Annotated in this window: 17 protein-coding genes; 6 read left to right on the top strand and 11 right to left on the bottom strand. The window is 53.8% G+C overall.

Translation table 11 applies throughout. The annotated features are described in order from the left end of the window. From OGX80_RS01595 to OGX80_RS01605, 3 genes are read left to right on the top strand one after another with little or no spacing between them, the layout of a single operon-like run. A complete protein-coding gene (locus tag OGX80_RS01595; RefSeq protein WP_115182008.1) occupies window positions 1-495 on the top strand; it encodes a PTS sugar transporter subunit IIB in 495 nt (164 codons plus the stop codon). A gap of 10 nt (window positions 496-505) precedes the next feature. Then, on the top strand, window positions 506-1,300 hold the full coding sequence (locus OGX80_RS01600; protein ID WP_115182009.1) for a PTS mannose/fructose/sorbose/N-acetylgalactosamine transporter subunit IIC: 795 nt from the start codon (window positions 506-508) through the stop codon (window positions 1,298-1,300). Further along, entirely contained in the window at window positions 1,300-2,118 is an 819-nt protein-coding gene (locus tag OGX80_RS01605) for a PTS system mannose/fructose/sorbose family transporter subunit IID (RefSeq protein ID WP_115182010.1), read from the top strand. Before OGX80_RS01600 ends, OGX80_RS01605 begins: the two co-directional genes overlap by 1 nt. Window positions 2,119-2,222: 104 nt before the next feature. On the opposite strand, the gene OGX80_RS01610 is transcribed toward OGX80_RS01605, so the two are convergent. The 5 genes from OGX80_RS01610 to OGX80_RS01630 all read right to left on the bottom strand — a co-directional run bounded on the left by OGX80_RS01610 (window position 2,223) and on the right by OGX80_RS01630 (window position 6,978). Beyond that, window positions 2,223-3,005, bottom strand: coding sequence for a glucose-6-phosphate isomerase family protein (locus OGX80_RS01610; protein ID WP_115182011.1), 783 nt, complete (start codon window positions 3,003-3,005; stop codon window positions 2,223-2,225). After that, on the bottom strand, window positions 2,998-3,561 hold the full coding sequence (locus OGX80_RS01615) for a glucose-6-phosphate isomerase family protein (RefSeq protein ID WP_115182012.1): 564 nt from the start codon (window positions 3,559-3,561) through the stop codon (window positions 2,998-3,000). The genes OGX80_RS01610 and OGX80_RS01615 overlap by 8 nt, the downstream gene beginning before the upstream one ends. Window positions 3,562-3,659: 98 nt before the next feature. After that, window positions 3,660-4,574, bottom strand: a complete 915-nt coding sequence (gene rihC, locus OGX80_RS01620; RefSeq protein WP_115182013.1) for a ribonucleoside hydrolase RihC — start codon at window positions 4,572-4,574, stop codon at window positions 3,660-3,662. A gap of 148 nt (window positions 4,575-4,722) precedes the next feature. After that, window positions 4,723-5,586, bottom strand: a complete 864-nt coding sequence (locus tag OGX80_RS01625) for a fumarylacetoacetate hydrolase family protein (RefSeq protein WP_071257526.1) — start codon at window positions 5,584-5,586, stop codon at window positions 4,723-4,725. 24 nt (window positions 5,587-5,610) lie between these two features. Further along, entirely contained in the window at window positions 5,611-6,978 is a 1,368-nt protein-coding gene (locus tag OGX80_RS01630) for a 2-hydroxycarboxylate transporter family protein (protein ID WP_012134145.1), read from the bottom strand. A 333-nt stretch (window positions 6,979-7,311) separates the two neighbouring features. Between OGX80_RS01630 and OGX80_RS01635 the strand changes: the two genes are divergently transcribed. Both OGX80_RS01635 and OGX80_RS01640 read left to right on the top strand, forming a co-directional pair. After that, on the top strand, window positions 7,312-8,949 hold the full coding sequence (locus OGX80_RS01635; protein WP_012134147.1) for an ATP-binding protein: 1,638 nt from the start codon (window positions 7,312-7,314) through the stop codon (window positions 8,947-8,949). Further along, window positions 8,939-9,631 carry a response regulator gene (locus OGX80_RS01640; RefSeq protein ID WP_071257520.1) on the top strand — a complete coding sequence of 231 codons (693 nt, stop codon included), beginning with the start codon at window positions 8,939-8,941 and terminating at the stop codon, window positions 9,629-9,631. The genes OGX80_RS01635 and OGX80_RS01640 overlap by 11 nt, the downstream gene beginning before the upstream one ends. 47 nt (window positions 9,632-9,678) lie before the next feature. Here OGX80_RS01640 and ispH read toward each other — a convergent pair whose 3' ends face one another. From ispH to OGX80_RS01670, 6 genes are all read right to left on the bottom strand, one after another. Continuing rightward, entirely contained in the window at window positions 9,679-10,629 is a 951-nt protein-coding gene (gene ispH, locus OGX80_RS01645) for a 4-hydroxy-3-methylbut-2-enyl diphosphate reductase (RefSeq protein ID WP_012134149.1), read from the bottom strand. A gap of 1 nt (window position 10,630) precedes the next feature. Next, window positions 10,631-11,080, bottom strand: coding sequence for an FKBP-type peptidyl-prolyl cis-trans isomerase (gene fkpB / locus OGX80_RS01650; protein WP_012134150.1), 450 nt, complete (start codon window positions 11,078-11,080; stop codon window positions 10,631-10,633). A gap of 180 nt (window positions 11,081-11,260) precedes the next feature. Then, a complete protein-coding gene (gene lspA / locus OGX80_RS01655) occupies window positions 11,261-11,749 on the bottom strand; it encodes a signal peptidase II (protein ID WP_047459022.1) in 489 nt (162 codons plus the stop codon). Beyond that, window positions 11,749-14,565, bottom strand: coding sequence for an isoleucine--tRNA ligase (gene ileS, locus OGX80_RS01660; protein WP_114847976.1), 2,817 nt, complete (start codon window positions 14,563-14,565; stop codon window positions 11,749-11,751). Before ileS ends, lspA begins: the two co-directional genes overlap by 1 nt. Before the next feature lie 37 nt (window positions 14,566-14,602). Further along, the gene (gene ribF / locus OGX80_RS01665) at window positions 14,603-15,541 is read right to left on the bottom strand and encodes a bifunctional riboflavin kinase/FAD synthetase (protein ID WP_115182015.1); all 939 of its coding nucleotides are present in this window, start codon (window positions 15,539-15,541) and stop codon (window positions 14,603-14,605) included. A 25-nt stretch (window positions 15,542-15,566) separates the two neighbouring features. Further along, window positions 15,567-15,767, bottom strand: coding sequence for a DUF2575 family protein (locus OGX80_RS01670; protein ID WP_049008862.1), 201 nt, complete (start codon window positions 15,765-15,767; stop codon window positions 15,567-15,569). 102 nt (window positions 15,768-15,869) lie between these two features. Here OGX80_RS01670 and rpsT point away from each other — a divergent pair, with 102 nt between their 5' ends. After that, window positions 15,870-16,133 (top strand): 30S ribosomal protein S20, encoded by a 264-nt coding sequence (gene rpsT / locus OGX80_RS01675; protein WP_001518655.1) that lies wholly within the window; start codon window positions 15,870-15,872, stop codon window positions 16,131-16,133. Window positions 16,134-16,185 lie beyond the last annotated feature (52 nt).

Here is a 16,185-nt window from a genome sequence, read left to right on the forward strand (position 1 = left end):
ATGAGTATTTCTTTTGTACGTATCGATGACCGCGTTATTCATGGGCAGCTCGTGACACGATGGGCCAAAGAGCTGCCCTGTGACGGAATTGTCGCCATTGATGATGCCGCTGCGGCCGATCCTTTGCTCTCGTCGGTGATGAAAGGCGCCGTTCAGGACACCAAAGTCTGGTTGTTTGATACGGCAACGGCGATTGAAAAACTGCCAAAAGTCATTGCCAGCGAGAAACGTTATTTTGTTATTGGCAAATCGCCCGTCACGCTGAAACGCATTGAAGAAGCGGGCATCAGTCTGACAAACGCCAACGGCAAGATTAACGTGGGCCCAATGAGCGCCCGTGCTGATACCACGACAATTGGTCCTAATCAGTCAGTCAATGCGGATGAAATCGCCGCCTTTGACTGGCTAACGCAGCACGGGCATCTGGTCGAATTTCGCCTGGTGCCGGATGCCAGTTGTTACAGCTGGCAGGATGCACGCCAGAAGCTGAAATAAGGAGCGCACGATGATTATCGAAGCTACGCTGATTGGCATTCTTTGCTATCTCGGCGCCCTCAGTAGCCCCTGGCTACTGGGGCTGACCGGCGGTTGGTATCTGATAACCCGACCACTGGTTTCTGGAATGCTGGTCGGGATTATCTTAGGCGACCTGAAAACCGGGATCATGATTGGGGTCGCGGTACAGGCGGTATATATCGCGATGGTCACCCCCGGCGGCTCAATGCCTGCCGATCTCAACTTTGTCGCTTACCCGGCAATCGCGCTGGGTATCCTCTCAGGAAAAGGCCCGGAGGTTGCGGTGGCGCTGGCAGCGACCATCGGTATCGCTGGAACCATTTTGTTTAATGCCATGATGGTGCTGAACTCCTTCTGGAACCACCGGGCCGACGTCGCGTTAGATCGCGGCGACGAACGTGGTATTTATCTCAACAGCGCCATCTGGCCACAGGCCACCAACTTCATTCTTCGTTTCGTGCCAACGTTCATTGCCGTCTATTTTGGCGCGCAGTACATCAGCGGCTTTATGGACAGCCTGCCGAAAGCTGTACTGTCGACGATGAACGTACTGGGCGGCATTTTACCCGCCGTCGGGATCGCAATTTTGCTCAAGCAGATCATCAAAAACTACACCATGTTGATCTACTTTCTCGTCGGTTTCGTCTGCATCGTCTTTTTAAAGCTCAACATGGTCGCGCTGGTGATCGTCGGTTCACTGTTGGCGTTGATCCACTACAACTATAAGCCGGAACCACCGCAGGCTGTGAAGGCGGTCGCCGATGATGATGAGGACGAATTCTGATGGAAGAACGTACACTTACCCGTAAAGACCTACGCCGCTGCTGGCGTGCATGGATGATGCATAACCTGTCATCAATGAGCTTTGAACGTCTGGAGTCGTTCGGCTTCTGCCTGAGCATGCTCCCGGTCGCCAAAAAGCTCTATCCCGACGCCGCACAGCGCACTGAAATGCTGCGTCGTCATGCGTCGTTCTATAATACTGAACCCCAGATAGGCGCCATCGTGAACGGTATGGCGTTGGGGCTGGAAGAGAAAAAGGCAAACGGCGAACCGATCGACGGAGAGACGATCAACACCCTGAAAGTGGGTCTGATGGGACCTATTGCCGGGATTGGTGATTCGATGATCCCAGGAATGCTTATCCCTATTCTGCTCAGCATCGGTATGGCCCTGGCGGCTGGCGGTAATATTCTCGGGCCGCTGTTTTATACCGTTGCATGGCTTGCCATCATCATTCCCGGTTCATGGTTTCTGTTCCTGAAAGGCTACAAGATGGGCTCCGGCTCGGTGGAAATGCTGGTGAGCAGTAAATCTGCCCGCCTGCGCGAAGCCCTGTCGCTGCTGGGGGTGTTTGTGATGGGCGGTGTCGCAGCAAGCTACGTTAAGCTGGGAACCGGGCTGGAGTTTATTACCAAAGATGGGGTGAATATTCACGTTCAGCAGATGCTGGATGGTATCTTCCCGCAATTGTTGCCGCTGGCCGTTGTGCTGGGTACCTGGTACATCATGGCAAAACGCGGCGTTTCACCGGTAAAAGCGATGGTCCTGCTTCTGATACTGGCCGCGCTTGGGGTCGCTACGGGCCTGTTTGCAGGTTAATTTCTGACTGACTGTACGACCGGGGTCCCGCCCCGGTCAGATTATATTGCCGGATGGCGGTGCAAGCACCTTATCCGGCCTACCCACTGAGCAGTCACCGTCTTTTATGGATGAAAGTTTTGCCACAACTCTGCGGTCTTATCTGGACGGGAGATAAACTGAAAACGTCCAGGATCTTCAATAAACTGCTGATAGATGGGGGCGGAAGTTATCGCGAATTCGGTATATTGCCGGGGAGTAACAGCCTGTAATCTCCCGGGAATATAGCGCGGATTGTGCTGCCAGATAACATTCTTATCCTGCAATAACGGGTACCATGCCAGCCCTTTATGCGCCCGTACAGCCTCATACTCGAAACCATATTCACGATCGCACCACGCTCCGAACGTTAAGGGTTCATCTGGATCGGCAGATACCGTTGCATGCCCCCAGCCGGGCGGCACCAGCACTTTCTCGCCGGGCCCGGCAATCACCGCAAAACAGCGACCGGGATCGTCCTCGACATACTCCTGCATGTAAATAATCGCTTTTCCCTGCCAGATCTCATAAAGTTCCGGCGGAGACCAGCCGCTATGCTGACTGATGCGATGAATATGCCCCTGACTACGGATCGGTTCTTCACCCAGCCGACCGGCCGCATAAGTCACTACGCCAAACAGCAGCATACGCTTTTCCAACTCATCACGATCCTGCATCCGCGCAACGTCCATCGCGATGGCGTATACCTCTTCCGGCCCTTCACACTGCGGATCGCGCAGCGAAGCACGAATTTGCTCGAGTCGGCGAATTTCTGGCATTGGCCCAGTAACATCGTCCCCATAGCTAAAACCCAGTGGATGATGATGAACTGTCATATCCAGACCGTAGAGATGAGTATCATCAACCATTCTGCACCTCTTTCACCTGAATCGTCTGGTTTTCCTCAAAGAGTCTGAGTTTGAAGCCGCTCGCCAGCGCCATATAATCATGCCCCGCAACCCCAGGCCACACGGCAAGCGCAGAAAGTACATCACTCCCCGTATTGATTAACCGGTGTGCAGTAAAGCCGGGGATGATATGGATAGAGCCCGCAAAAACGTTTTCAAGCCGCACCTCACCCTGCTCAGTTTGCAGAAGCAGCAGCCCATTACCGCGCAGGCCGAAATAGACTTCCCCCTGCTCGCGACGCGCGTGGAAATGGCCCCGGGTCATAAAATACTCTCGTCCCACGCGCCCCGGATACAGATGCGTGACGCCGGTATAGAGTTCGCCTTCGGCGGGTGAAGTATCAAGCATCTCAACGTCATACACGACCCGCTCACCCGCCAGTTGCTGACGGGCGGGCTCATCGGCAAAAACACCGGCGAGATCCTGAATTCGTGTTGATTTACGCAATAATGGGCCATCGGCTAAAACGCCGCTCGCCCACTCCACCTGTGGTGGCTGGATAAAGGAAAGATTCATATGTGTCTCCGGCCCGAGGAGAACAACCGTTTCAGAATAGCAGATTAATCGATTAATCTACCCATTCCTTCAGGACGTTGTGGACCGTATCACAAACCTCAGGGCGCCAGCGCCAGCACGTCGGCGACCCACTGCTGGAAGCCAGCCACATCTATCTCCAGCGCCACCTGCACGTTAGGGCTTTTACCCAGCCGGCCTTCAATATCAACAACCGTTGTGCCTGCGGTGTATTCCCCCTGCGTCTCTACCGCGACAAAACAGGGTTTAACAGTGAACAGATCCGGACGAACCAGCCAGGCGATGGCGCAGAGATCGTGCATACGCAGCCCGGTGTTCATGCTGCCGCTGCGGTAGTGGCTAAACAACGCATGCAGCATTTTTCCCGTCCGGTTAAGTTCGGGCAGTTTTGCCAGATAATCCGGCGCCAGCAGGGCCTGGTTGGTCACGTCCAGCCCGCACATCACAATCTCTACCCCACTCTGAAAAACGCGGGAAGCGGCTTCCGGGTCGACGGCAATATTGAATTCGGCATTCGGCGTAAAGTTCCCCCGCCCCGCAGAGCCGCCCATGATCACCAGACGACGAATGTTAAAAGCGCATTCCGGGTAGTGAATCAGCAGCAGCGCAATATTGGTCAACGGGCCGATCGCGACCAGCGTGACGGGTTCCGGGGCGCTCATCAGGGCATCCCGAATGGCGATAAAGGCCGGTTTTGCCAATGGCTGGCAATCATGGGCGACAAAGTCATAGCCTTCCATGCCCGACTCGCCGTGGACGTAAGCAGCATCGCGCAACGGGCGCAGCAGCGGCGTGGCGGCCCCCTGCGCTAGCGGGATATCCACGTTCCAGAAATGCAGCAGTTGCAGCGCGTTGCGGGTGGTTTTCTCTACGGAGACATTCCCCGCGACGGTGGTCATCAGTTGCAGGTCAAGCTGCGGGGCAAACAGGGCGGCAGCAATGGCGGCGGCATCGTCGATGCCCGGATCGGTATCCAGAATAATGGGCAGGCGCATGTTTCCTCCATAAAAAGATGACAAGCTCCAGGGTTGGCATCCGATTATTGGCAAACCTTTTGCCGGTTGGCAAGCGACCGACCGACAAAAGGAGACGAAACAAAATTTGTCATTAATCCCATACGCCAAAACGTGTTGGCTCATCGTATTAATGCGCCGCCGCAAAGGCCTGTAGCGGGGCTTCCATAATGACATTACTCAGATGGCCAATGTGCTCAATCTCCACCTCAATACGATCGCCTTCCTGCATGAATAACGGCGGATTCCTCTTTTTCCCTACGCCGCCCGGCGAGCCCGTAATGATGACGTCCCCGGAATTAAGACGGGTGAAAGTGCTTATATACTCAATTAATTCAGCAACTTTATGGATCATACTGCTGGTGTTATCTTCCTGTACCATGCGGCCGTTGAGCCAGGTGCGGATCGCCAGCTGATGCGGGTCGGGAATTTCATCGGCAGTGACCATCCACGGGCCAAAAGCGCCGGTCTGCCGCCAGTTTTTCCCCGCAGTAAACCAGCTGTGCTGCCAGTCGCGTGCGGAGCCATCCATATAGCAGCTGTATCCGGCGACATGGTCAAGCGCATGGTCACGGGAGATATTCTCGCCACCGTTACCGATGATCACCGCCAGCTCCCCCTCGTAATCAAACTCATGCGAATGGCGAGGCTTGAGTACCGGCATGTTGTGCCCGGTTTGCGAATCCGCAAAACGAACAAACAGCGTCGGCGCGGGGTCATGCTGATCGAACTCCTGGCGCTTTTCGGCGTAGTTCATGCCGACACAGAGTATTTTTTCCGGTCGCTCTATCACCGGTAAAAAGGTGATTGCATCCATTTTTAGATCGACCGGCGCCTGCGCGAAGCGCCGCACCTGCTCCAGACCATCCCCCTGCAATAGCGCCTTCAGGTCCCGATACTGGTCGCCGATGCGGTTCCCCAAATCAATAACGCCTCCGGCAGTAACGATGCCATAGCTGCGAGTACCCTGATAAAGAAAGCTTGCGAGTTTCATAATTATCAATCCTGCATACTTCAATTAAATAAGAAAGTTACCCAGCACCAGCAGCGAAATGGAAACATTTATCGCCCCGCCGATACGCGTCGCAATTTGTGCGAATGGCATCAGGCTCATGCGGTTGCCTGCGGTTAAAATCGCTACGTCGCCCGTACCGCCTTGCCCACTCTGACAGCAGGAGACAATGGCGACATCAATAGGATGCATACCGATTTTTTTACCGACAAAGAATCCTGTCGCGACCAGCGCAGCAACGGTACTGATAATGACCAGAAGATTGGTCAGGGTGAAGGCGTTCACCAGCTCCTCCCACGGCGTAATGGCTACGCCAACCGCGAACAGAATGGGGTAAGTCACTGAAGTCTGGAAGAATTTGTACACCACCTGCGAGCCTTCAAGAACGCGGGGCGATACGCCGTTAACTAACTTGACCAGCACTGCCACAAACAACATGCCAACCGGTGCGGGCAAGCCAATCAGCTTGTGCCCTAACATCCCCAGCATATAGAGCAGTATCGCCAGCAGCGCGCCTGCGGCAATCGTGGTCACATCCGTTTTGCCAGAGACGCCTTCCGCCAGTGACGGCGATTGTTCATCGGCATTCGCACGGTTTGGCATCAATTGACCTTCGCCGGTCAGATGCGGGAAGCGCTTACCCAGTTGGTTCAGGCAGCCGGAGATGATAATGGCGGTCAGACTGCCCAGCATTACCATCGGTAAGATACGACCAAGCGCCACCCCTTGATCCATGTGTAACAGGGTCGCATAGCCGATTGAAAGCGGAATGGCGCCTTCGCCAACGCCGCCGGCCATGATGGGCAAAATAATAAAAAAGAAAATCTGAAAGGGTTCGAGGCCAAGCGCCAGGCCGACGCCCATACCAACAACCATGCCGACGATTTCACCGCATAACATTGGGAAGAAAATACGCAGAAAACCCTGAATCAGCACGGTGCGGTTCATACTCATAATACTGCCGACGATAATGCAGCAGATATAGAGATACAGGATGTTGGTAGATTTATAGAACTTGGTCGTCGACTCCACCACCACATCCGGCAGCAGACCATAGTAAACTAACGCGGAAGGAATAAAGGTCGCGCAAATTGCGGCGGCCCCCAGTTTGCCGACGATGGGCAAACGCTTTCCAAACTCTCCGCAGGCAAAGCCAAAAAAAGCCAGCGTGGCGACCATCACGACAATATCGCTCGGCAGCTTCCCGCCCAGGCAATCAATCGCGATTAATGCGCCGGCCAACAAAAACATCGGTAATGGAATAATACCGATTTTCCATGTATCCATAATGTGCCACCAGCGCTCTTTAAGTGACAAGCGCTGAATGTTTAACGGTTCATGAGTAACAGAGAAAGAATCATCAGTCGTGCTCATTATTAAGCCCTCGGTTATTTTTCAGGGTTAGTTTATGGGCTTCAATATTTACTTTGTGTGAGTGCTGACGAATTCAAAAAGAAGTTTTAATGGTCTCTATAGTTTTAATGGTTTCTATTATTTTATGTGATTTATCTCTTATTTAACGCCGTGGTTTTTATGGTTTCTTTTCAGCGCGTATTTAAAGCAACGTTTGGTAACATCGTTGCGCCTGCGCGCTGCCTACCGCAATATATTCTGCTGTGCAAAAGATCACAGGTTTCTGGCAAAATCGCTTCATTCAGGCCAAAAGATGATACAGTGACGTATCCCTGATGACGATGCCTGAACATTATGAAAGTTTCATTTCAGATCAAACTGTTTATATCGCTGATTGCTTTTTTCTCCATATTATTTGCCTTACTGGGTGGATACTATTATATGCACGTAGAAAAGCAGCTTTATCAGGAGATGGGAGCCAGGGCGAAAATACAGGCGGAAGAAATTGCGCTTATTCCGAATTTGCGAAAAGAAGTCGTGGAAAGAGATACCACGGCGATTCATCAATTTATGCAAAAAATAGCCGCGCATAGCGACGCCAGTTTTATTGTTATCGGAGATAAAGAAGGTATCCATCTGTTTCATTCTGTTTATGCCGACAGAGTAGGAAAAAAGCTGGTTGGTGACGATAACACTGAAGTGCTTCACGGAAAGAGCACCACGACAATTCGCCGTGGCGGCCTGGGCATCTCCCTGCGCAGTAAAGCGCCCATTGTTGACGATCAGGGCGAGGTTATTGGTATCGTCTCCGTTGGATACCTCACCAGTTACCTCAACACCATTACGGTGAATAAAGCCGTCAGTATCCTGGTTGCCGCCATCCTGCTGCTGATATCCCTTTTTGTCTTTTCCTGGTTCTTCACCCGCAGTATTAAAAAACAGATTTTTTCACTGGAGCCTCGAGAGATAGGCCTGCTGGTTCGTCAGCAAAAAGCGATGATGGAATCAATTTATGAAGGGGTAATCGCCATTGATAATAATTTGCACATTGAGGTGATCAATCAGGCTGCCCGCGAGCTGCTGGGTTTAGGCCAGCCTGCGCAGGCGATACGCGGGCAACACATTACCGAAGTGATTACGCCATCCCCCTTCTTCCTTAAAGAAGTGATGCTGAAGAATGACACTCATGATGAAATCTGCCGTTTCAATGAATTGACGGTTATCGCCAGCCGGGTGCGCATCATGCTGGAGAACTCGCTTCAGGGATGGGTGATAACCTTCCGCGATCGCAATGAAATAGACAGTTTGAGCGCTCAGCTAAGCCAGGTAAAACGTTACGTAGATAATTTGCGCATCATGCGCCACGAGCAGCTCAATTGCATGACGACCCTTTCTGGTTTACTGCATATGGGTCGTTACAATGAAGCCATTGATTATATTCAGGCTCAGTCGGAACATGCCCAGGAGCTGCTGGACTTTATCTCATCGCGCTTCAGTTCACCGACGTTGTGCGGCCTGCTGTTAGGTAAAGCGGCAAGAGCGGGTGAAAAAGGGGTGGAACTGAATTTCGATCCCAGCTGCCGGATGGATAGGCCTTTTCCGCCACTTGCAGAATCAGAACTGATTTCGATCCTGGGCAATTTACTCGATAACGCGATCGAAGCAACGCAGCGATCGCCATTACCGCATGCGCCAGTGGACGTGCTGATCAGACTCAACGAGCATGAGCTGATTATCGAAGTGGCCGATCAGGGAGTCGGTATTAAACCGGAGATTCGCGAGCATATTTTCGAACGTGGCGTCACCACGAAAACCCGGGGCGATCATGGCATTGGATTGTATCTGATTGAAAGTTATGTCACTCAGGCGGGAGGGGTGATAGAAGTCGCTGATAATTCACCGCGCGGCGCCATATTTACGTTGTTTATTCCCGCTACGGGAATTTCCCGCAGTCCCGTACAGGAACTGGAAGGTACCGATTATGCAACCTGAACTTATCGATGTCCTGATCGTTGAGGACGAGAACGAACTGGCGCAGCTGCACGCTGAACTGATCGACAAACATCCGAGACTCCGACTGGCTGGCATTGCCTCCACGCTTGCCGATGCCCGGCAAAAACTCAACCAGCTGCGGCCTCAGCTACTGCTGCTGGACAACTATCTACCGGATGGTAAGGGTATTACGCTCATCAGCGATCCGTTAGTCATGAACACGAATTGCTCAGTGATCTTTATTACTGCCGCCAGTGATATGGATACCTGTAGCCTGGCGATTCGCAACGGCGCGTTTGACTATATTCTGAAGCCAATCTCGTGGAAACGGCTCAGCCAGTCGCTGGAACGTTTTGTCCAGTTTGCCGAACAGCAGCGGGTATGGAAAATTGTCGATCAGCAAAACGTCGATTCACTCTACCTGTTACAGGCGAAGAATTACCGTCAGGAGAATAGCAGTAAGGGGATTGAAGAAATCACGCTGGCGCTGGTGCAGAAGCTTTTTACAGAAAACAGCACGCGCAGCTTCTCCGTTGACGATGTGGTTGCCGGAACGGGGTTAAGTAAAACCACGGCACGCCGCTATGTTGAACACGGTGTCGAGACGGGGTTTCTTCGCGTCGAGATGCTGTATGGCAAGCCAGGACATCCGCGCAGGATGTATCGCCTGAGCGATACGTAATGGCATAAAAGATGCCGGTCGGATAGCAGACCGGCGTCAAAGCGTAATTACTCTACTTCACGAACATCCACACGCAGTTCTTTCGGCACTTCGAAAACGATGTTCTCTTCGCGGCCTTCCAGCGGAATGGCTTCGCCGCCGCCAAGCTCTTGCAGGCGAGCGATCACGTTCTGCACCAGAATATCCGGTGCGGAAGCGCCAGCGGTCACGCCAACGCACTTCGCCTCTTTCACCCAGGCTTCCTGGATGTCGGTGGCATCGTCGATCAGAAACGCCGCTTTCCCCATACGCTGCGCCAGTTCAGCCAGACGGTTGGAGTTGGAGGAGTTTTTCGAACCGACCACCAGCACAACATCGGCCTGTTCCGCCAGCGCGCGCACCGCTTCCTGGCGGTTCGTCGTGGCGTAGCAAATGTCATCTTTACGCGGCCCGACAATTTTCGGGAAGCGTTGACGCAGCGCGTCAATCACATCAGACGTGTCATCGACGGAGAGCGTCGTCTGGGTCATAAATGAGAGTTTGCCTTCGTTTTTGACATCAAGCGACAAAACGTCGTCCGGCGACTCGACCAGATACATGCCCCCTTCCGGGTTGCTGTACTGCCCCATCGTCCCTTCCACTTCCGGGTGCCCGGCATGACCGATCAGGATTGACTCTTCGCCGCGACGGCTGGCGCGCGCCACTTCCATATGCACTTTTGTTACCAGCGGACAGGTGGCGTCAAAAACGGTGAGATCGCGGCTTTTCGCCTCGTTACGTACCGCCTGGGAAACCCCGTGTGCGGAGAAAATCAGGATCGCGCCGTCCGGCACTTCACTGATCTGCTCGATGAAAATCGCCCCGCGCTCACGCAGGCTATCCACCACGTAGCGGTTGTGCACCACTTCGTGACGGACATAAATTGGCGCGCCGTAAATAGCCAGCGCGTTTTCTACAATGCTGATAGCGCGGTCTACACCTGCGCAAAAGCCGCGCGGGTTGGCCAACAGGATCTGCATTTTACGCCTCCAGTGCCGGATCGATTTCCAGCACTTCAATATCAAAATGAACGGTATGCCCGGCCAGCGGATGGTTGAAATCGACGGTAATCGAGTCACCGTTAATTTCGCGGATCACGCCAGGCATCTCACTGCCGTCCATTGCGGTAAAGAGCATAATTGCCCCCACTTCAGGCTCGCCCGCGTCCATAAACTCGCGGCGAGAGAAGTATTGAACCAGGTCCGGGCTCGGTACGCCAAACGCGGCATCCGGTTCCAGAGAAAACGTGGTTTTGTCGCCGTCTTTCAGTCCCAGAAGATGCTGCTCCAGCCCTTCGGACAGGGAGCCGTCACCCAGGCGGAATAGCGCTGGCTTACCATTGTTACGCGTTGACTCAGCGGTAGAGCCATCGTCAAGCTTTAAGGTGAAGTGCACCAGCACCGCACTGTTACTCTGTACTGATTTAGACATGCAGGTTTGCTCACTTGTTTTGGGTCACCTGTTTGCCCGGTGGCGCTTACGCTTACCGGGCCTACAAGAGGCTTGTTTTGGGCTACCTGTTTGCCCGGTGGCGCTACGCTTACCGGGCCTACAAGAATCGCGCTATTTTGTAGGCCGGATAAGGCGCTTACGCCGCCATCCGGCATTTTATTACGCCTGCTTTTTCGGCAGGAAACCCTCCAGCACAATCAACGCCGCACCGATACAAATCGCGCTATCGGCCAGGTTAAAGGTGGCGAAATGCCAGTCGCCGACATAGAAGTCGATCATATCGACAACAAAGCCATGCCACAGGCGGTCGAACAGGTTGCCCAGCGCACCGCCAATGATTAACGCATAGGCGATGTTGTTCAGCTTTTGCGTCGCCTTCGAGCGATACATCATCACCATCAGGATAACGCAAATACCGATGGCGATACCGGCAAAGAACCAGCGCTGCCAGCCGCCGCTGTCGGCTAAGAAGCTAAACGCCGCACCATAGTTACGCGCGTAGTGCAGATTAAGCGACGGGAACAGCGACACCGTATCCCCCAGAGCAAAGTTCTGGAGGATCAGGTACTTGCTGCCTAAATCGATAATCAGCACGACTACCACCAGCCACAGCCAGCGCAGTCCTGTTGAACAAAGAGGCTTACTCATCAGGCAAACTTACGTTTTTCGCCATCACCGGCGATGTTGCTGACACAGCGGCCGCAGATCTCTGCGTGTTCCGCTACCTTGCCGACATCCGTGGTGTAGTGCCAGCAGCGTGGGCACTTCTCACCTTCGGCTTTACTCAACGCGACTTTCAGCCCTTTGAGCAGTTCGCTCTGCTGCGCATCAGCAGAAGCCTCCGCATAGTCAGCGACTTTCGCGCCAGAGGTCAACAGGACAAATCGTAATTCATCGCCCAGTGCAGTCAGCTTCGCCGCCAGTTCCGGTTCAGCGTACAGGGTGACAGCCGCTTCGAGAGAACCACCGACTTTCTTGTCCGCACGCGCCTGCTCGATAACCTTGTTCACTTCGCCACGCACTTTCAGCAGCTCGTCCCAGTAAGCGTCATTCATCGCTTCGGTTTCGCCTAAGCCAAACAGGCCTTCATACCACTCACCGGTAAAGACGTACTTCTCACGATCGCCTGGCAGATAACCCCAGATTTCATCTGCGGTGAAGGACATGATCGGCGCCATCCAGCGCACCAGTGCTTCTGCGATATGGTACAGCGCGCTCTGGCAACTACGACGCGCCACGCTGTCGGCTTTCGCGGTGTACTGGCGGTCTTTGATGATGTCGAGGTAGAACGAGCCCATCTCAACGGAGCAGAAGCGCATCAGACGCTGTACCACTTCGTGGAAATCATAGGCTTCGTAGGCTTTCAGGATATCGTCCTGCGCCGCTTTCGCGCAGCCCACCGCCCAGCGATCCAGCACCACCATCTCTTCCGGTTTCACCATATCTTTTACCGGATCAAACCCGTTCAGGTTCGCCAGCAGGAAGCGCGCGGTGTTACGGATACGACGATAGCTGTCGGCAGCGCGTTTCAGGATCTCGTCGGAAACGGCCATTTCGCCGGTGTAGTCGGTAGACGCCACCCACAGACGCAGAATATCCGCGCCCAGTTTGTTCATCACATCCTGCGGAGAAACGGTGTTACCGATGGATTTGGACATTTTGCGGCCCTGACCATCCACGGTGAAGCCGTGGGTCAGTACCTGACGGTACGGCGCTTTGCCCTTCATCGCAGTGGAGATCATCAGGGAGGACATGAACCAGCCGCGATGCTGGTCGGAACCTTCCAGATACATATCCGCCGCATGACCGGCAAACTCAGGACGCACATCGACCACAGAAGCGTGCGTCGAACCGGAGTCAAACCAGACGTCCAGCGTATCCGGCACTTTTACGTACTGGTCAGCGTCGTCGCCGAGGATCTCTTTCGGATCGAGATCCCACCATGCCTGAATGCCGTCCACTTCAACGCGCTTCGCCACTTCTTCCATCAGTTCGATGGCGCGCGGGTGCAGCTCTTCGGTGTCTTTATGTACGAACAGAGACATCGGCACGCCCCAGGTACGCTGACGGGAAATACACCAGTCAGGACGGTTCGCAACCATTGATTCAATACGTGCCTGACCCCAGTCCGGGATCCACTGTACGCCTTTGATCTCTTTCAGCGACTGCTCGCGCAGGCCTTTCTGATCCATGCTGACGAACCACTGCGGCGTCGCACGGAAGATGATCGGCGTTTTGTGACGCCAGCAGCACGGATAGCTGTGTTGCAGCTTCTCAACGTGCAGCAGCGCGCCTTTTTCACGCAGCAGCGCAACGACGATGTCGTTCGCTTTGAAAACGTTCACGCCATCGAGCGTCGGATACGTGCCTGGCAGGTAAGCGCCGTCCGGTCCGACCGGGTTAGCGGTTTCCAGACCGTATTTTTGACCGATGACATAGTCGTCCGGGCCATGACCAGGCGCGGTATGCACCGCCCCCGTACCGGCATCCAGCGTGACGTGATCGCCGAGGATAGCCGGAACGTCGAAGTCCATAAACGGATGGGTAAAGCGCAACAGCTCCAGCTCCGCGCCTTTTACGGTGCCGAGGATGGTATAGTCAGCCGCGCCAAGGCGCTGCATCACGCTTTCCACCAGGTCTTTCGCCAGAATCAGCGCCTGGCCGTCAATTTGTACCAGCGCGTAATCAAAATCCGGCGCCAGAGAGATCGCGCGGTTCGCAGGCAGCGTCCACGGGGTGGTGGTCCAGATAACCAGCGAGATCGGGCCGTTGACGCTGGAAACGCCAAACGTCGCTTTCACCGCATCCTGGTCAGCGGCGTGGAACGCCACGTCGATAGACGGAGACGTTTTGTCATAATATTCAACTTCCGCTTCCGCCAGCGCGGAACGGCAGTCCACGCACCAGTGCACCGGTTTCGCGCCTTTATGCAGATGGCCGTTGCCGATGATTTTACCCAGCGCGCGAATGATGTTGGCTTCAGTTTTGAAGTCCATCGTCAAATACGGATGCGACCAGTCGCCCAGCACGCCCAGACGGATGAAGTCTTTACGCTGGCCGTCAACCTGGGTGGCGGCGTATTCGCGACACTTCGCACGGAATTCCGCAGCCGTGAATTTTTCGCCCGGCTTACCGTATTCCTGCTCGACTTTCAGCTCGATCGGCAGACCGTGGCAGTCCCAGCCCGGAACGTAAGGCGAGTCAAATCCCGCGAGTCCTTTGGACTTCACGATAATGTCTTTCAGAATCTTGTTAACCGAGTGACCAATATGAATGCTGCCATTCGCATAAGGAGGGCCATCATGCAGAATGAAGGTTTTTTTGCCTTTTTTGGCCGCACGAATGATGCCGTACAGGTCATCATCGGTCCAACGCGCCAGCATTCCCGGTTCACGCTTGGCGAGATCGCCGCGCATCGGGAACCCTGTTTCCGGCAAATTCAGGGTTGATTTATAGTCACTCATCAGATTCTCGGTTCCGTATTTAAAACTCGTATAGGCATTAAGCCGGTTTTGATAGCCCAAAAAAATCGCGGGCAGTTAACTCATCACGCGCAATCTGCGCTTTTAGTTCATCCAGCGATGCGAATCGCTGTTCGTTGCGTATTTTTTTACGCAGTATTACATCTATATGGCGACCATAGAGGTCCATTACAACGTCCAGCAGATGCACTTCTAACTGTTGGCGTACGCCTGCCACTGTCGGACGCGTGCCGATATTGGCAACGCCAGGCATGGGTTTATCACCCAGCCCCATCACTTCCACCGCATAAACCCCTTTTACCGGGGAGACCTGACGACGCAGCGGTAAATTCGCCGTCGGGAAACCAATGGTGCGCCCTAACTCATCGCCGTGGACGACACGCCCGGAGATGGTAAACGGATGCCCCAGCAAACTTTCAGCCAGCGGCAGGTTGTCCTCCGCCAGCGCCTGACGCACGGCCGTACTGCTGATGCGTACGCCACCTGCGCAAAAGGTCTGCGTGTTGGTGATGTCAAAACCGTACTCCGCTCCGGCTTTCTGTAATAACAAGAAATCGCCTTCGCGACCAGCGCCAAAACGGAAATCATCACCGACAGCGAGGAACCGCACGCCGAGACGCTTCACCAGCAGATCGCTGATAAAGTTTTGTGCGGTCAGGGCGGCAAAGCGGCGATCGAAGCGTACGCACAGCACGTAGTCCACGCCGCATTCCGCCAGGTAACGCAGTTTTTCCCGCAGGCGGGTCAGGCGCGCAGGGGCCTTTTCCGTAGCGAAGAGTTCCAGCGGCTGCGGTTCGAAAATCATTACCATCACCGGTAAACCCCGCTTGCGCCCTTCTTCCCGCAAGCCCTGCAGCAATGCACGATGGCCACGATGCACACCGTCGAAATTACCAATAGTCAGCACACACCCATGCGGGGCCTGACTGAGATTATGTATGCCGCGTATCAGCTTCATGTCTGGCTCAAAACAGTGAAAATCGTCAGAGTATACCTTGTACAGCGGTCAAGGTTAACCGACGATTGCCCCTGTGAAACATAAAGAAGATTGTTTTCATTGTTATGGGGCAAATCAGAACAAGAAACTGCCCATTCAATGTAATTTTTATCGTGGAAAAGCTGTATTCACGACCCGCAAGCTGGTAGAATCCTGCGCCATCACTACGTAACGAGTGCCGCCATATTAACGGCGCTTATTTGCACAAATCCATTGACAAAAGAAGGCTAAAAGGGCATATTCCTCGGCCTTTGAATTGTCCATATAGAACACATTTGGGAGTTGGACCTTGGCTAATATCAAATCAGCTAAGAAGCGCGCCGTTCAGTCTGAAAAGGCTCGTAAGCACAACGCAAGCCGTCGCTCTATGATGCGTACTTTCATCAAGAAAGTATACGCAGCTATCGAAGCTGGCGACAAAGCTGCTGCACTGAAAGCATTTAACGAAATGCAACCGATCGTGGACCGTCAGGCTGCTAAAGGTCTGATCCACAAAAACAAAGCTGCACGTCATAAAGCAAACCTGACTGCACAGATCAACAAACTGGCTTAATCGCTCGCTTGTTATCAGCTTTGTAAAAAAGCCCGCGCAAGCGGGTTTTTTT

The sequence above is a fragment of the Citrobacter sp. CK194 genome (assembly GCF_030333395.1).
GTDB lineage: Bacteria > Pseudomonadota > Gammaproteobacteria > Enterobacterales > Enterobacteriaceae > Citrobacter_B > Citrobacter_B koseri.

Bases quoted from the DNA above. Each gene is read 5' to 3' on its own strand.
- OGX80_RS01610 (WP_115182011.1), bottom strand. From the start codon at position 3,005: ATGGTTGATGATACTCATCTCTACGGTCTGGATATGACAGTTCATCAT.
- ribF (WP_115182015.1), bottom strand. From the start codon at position 15,541: ATGAAGCTGATACGCGGCATACATAATCTCAGTCAGGCCCCGCATGGG.
- fkpB (WP_012134150.1), bottom strand. From the start codon at position 11,080: ATGTCTAAATCAGTACAGAGTAACAGTGCGGTGCTGGTGCACTTCACC.
- lspA (WP_047459022.1), bottom strand. From the start codon at position 11,749: ATGAGTAAGCCTCTTTGTTCAACAGGACTGCGCTGGCTGTGGCTGGTG.
- OGX80_RS01625 (WP_071257526.1), bottom strand. From the start codon at position 5,586: ATGAAACTCGCAAGCTTTCTTTATCAGGGTACTCGCAGCTATGGCATC.
- ispH (WP_012134149.1), bottom strand. From the start codon at position 10,629: ATGCAGATCCTGTTGGCCAACCCGCGCGGCTTTTGCGCAGGTGTAGAC.
- OGX80_RS01640 (WP_071257520.1), top strand. From the start codon at position 8,939: ATGCAACCTGAACTTATCGATGTCCTGATCGTTGAGGACGAGAACGAA.
- ileS (WP_114847976.1), bottom strand. From the start codon at position 14,565: ATGAGTGACTATAAATCAACCCTGAATTTGCCGGAAACAGGGTTCCCG.
- OGX80_RS01605 (WP_115182010.1), top strand. From the start codon at position 1,300: ATGGAAGAACGTACACTTACCCGTAAAGACCTACGCCGCTGCTGGCGT.
- OGX80_RS01635 (WP_012134147.1), top strand. From the start codon at position 7,312: ATGAAAGTTTCATTTCAGATCAAACTGTTTATATCGCTGATTGCTTTT.
- OGX80_RS01615 (WP_115182012.1), bottom strand. From the start codon at position 3,561: ATGAATCTTTCCTTTATCCAGCCACCACAGGTGGAGTGGGCGAGCGGC.
- rihC (WP_115182013.1), bottom strand. From the start codon at position 4,574: ATGCGCCTGCCCATTATTCTGGATACCGATCCGGGCATCGACGATGCC.
- OGX80_RS01630 (WP_012134145.1), bottom strand. From the start codon at position 6,978: ATGAGCACGACTGATGATTCTTTCTCTGTTACTCATGAACCGTTAAAC.
- OGX80_RS01600 (WP_115182009.1), top strand. From the start codon at position 506: ATGATTATCGAAGCTACGCTGATTGGCATTCTTTGCTATCTCGGCGCC.
- OGX80_RS01595 (WP_115182008.1), top strand. From the start codon at position 1: ATGAGTATTTCTTTTGTACGTATCGATGACCGCGTTATTCATGGGCAG.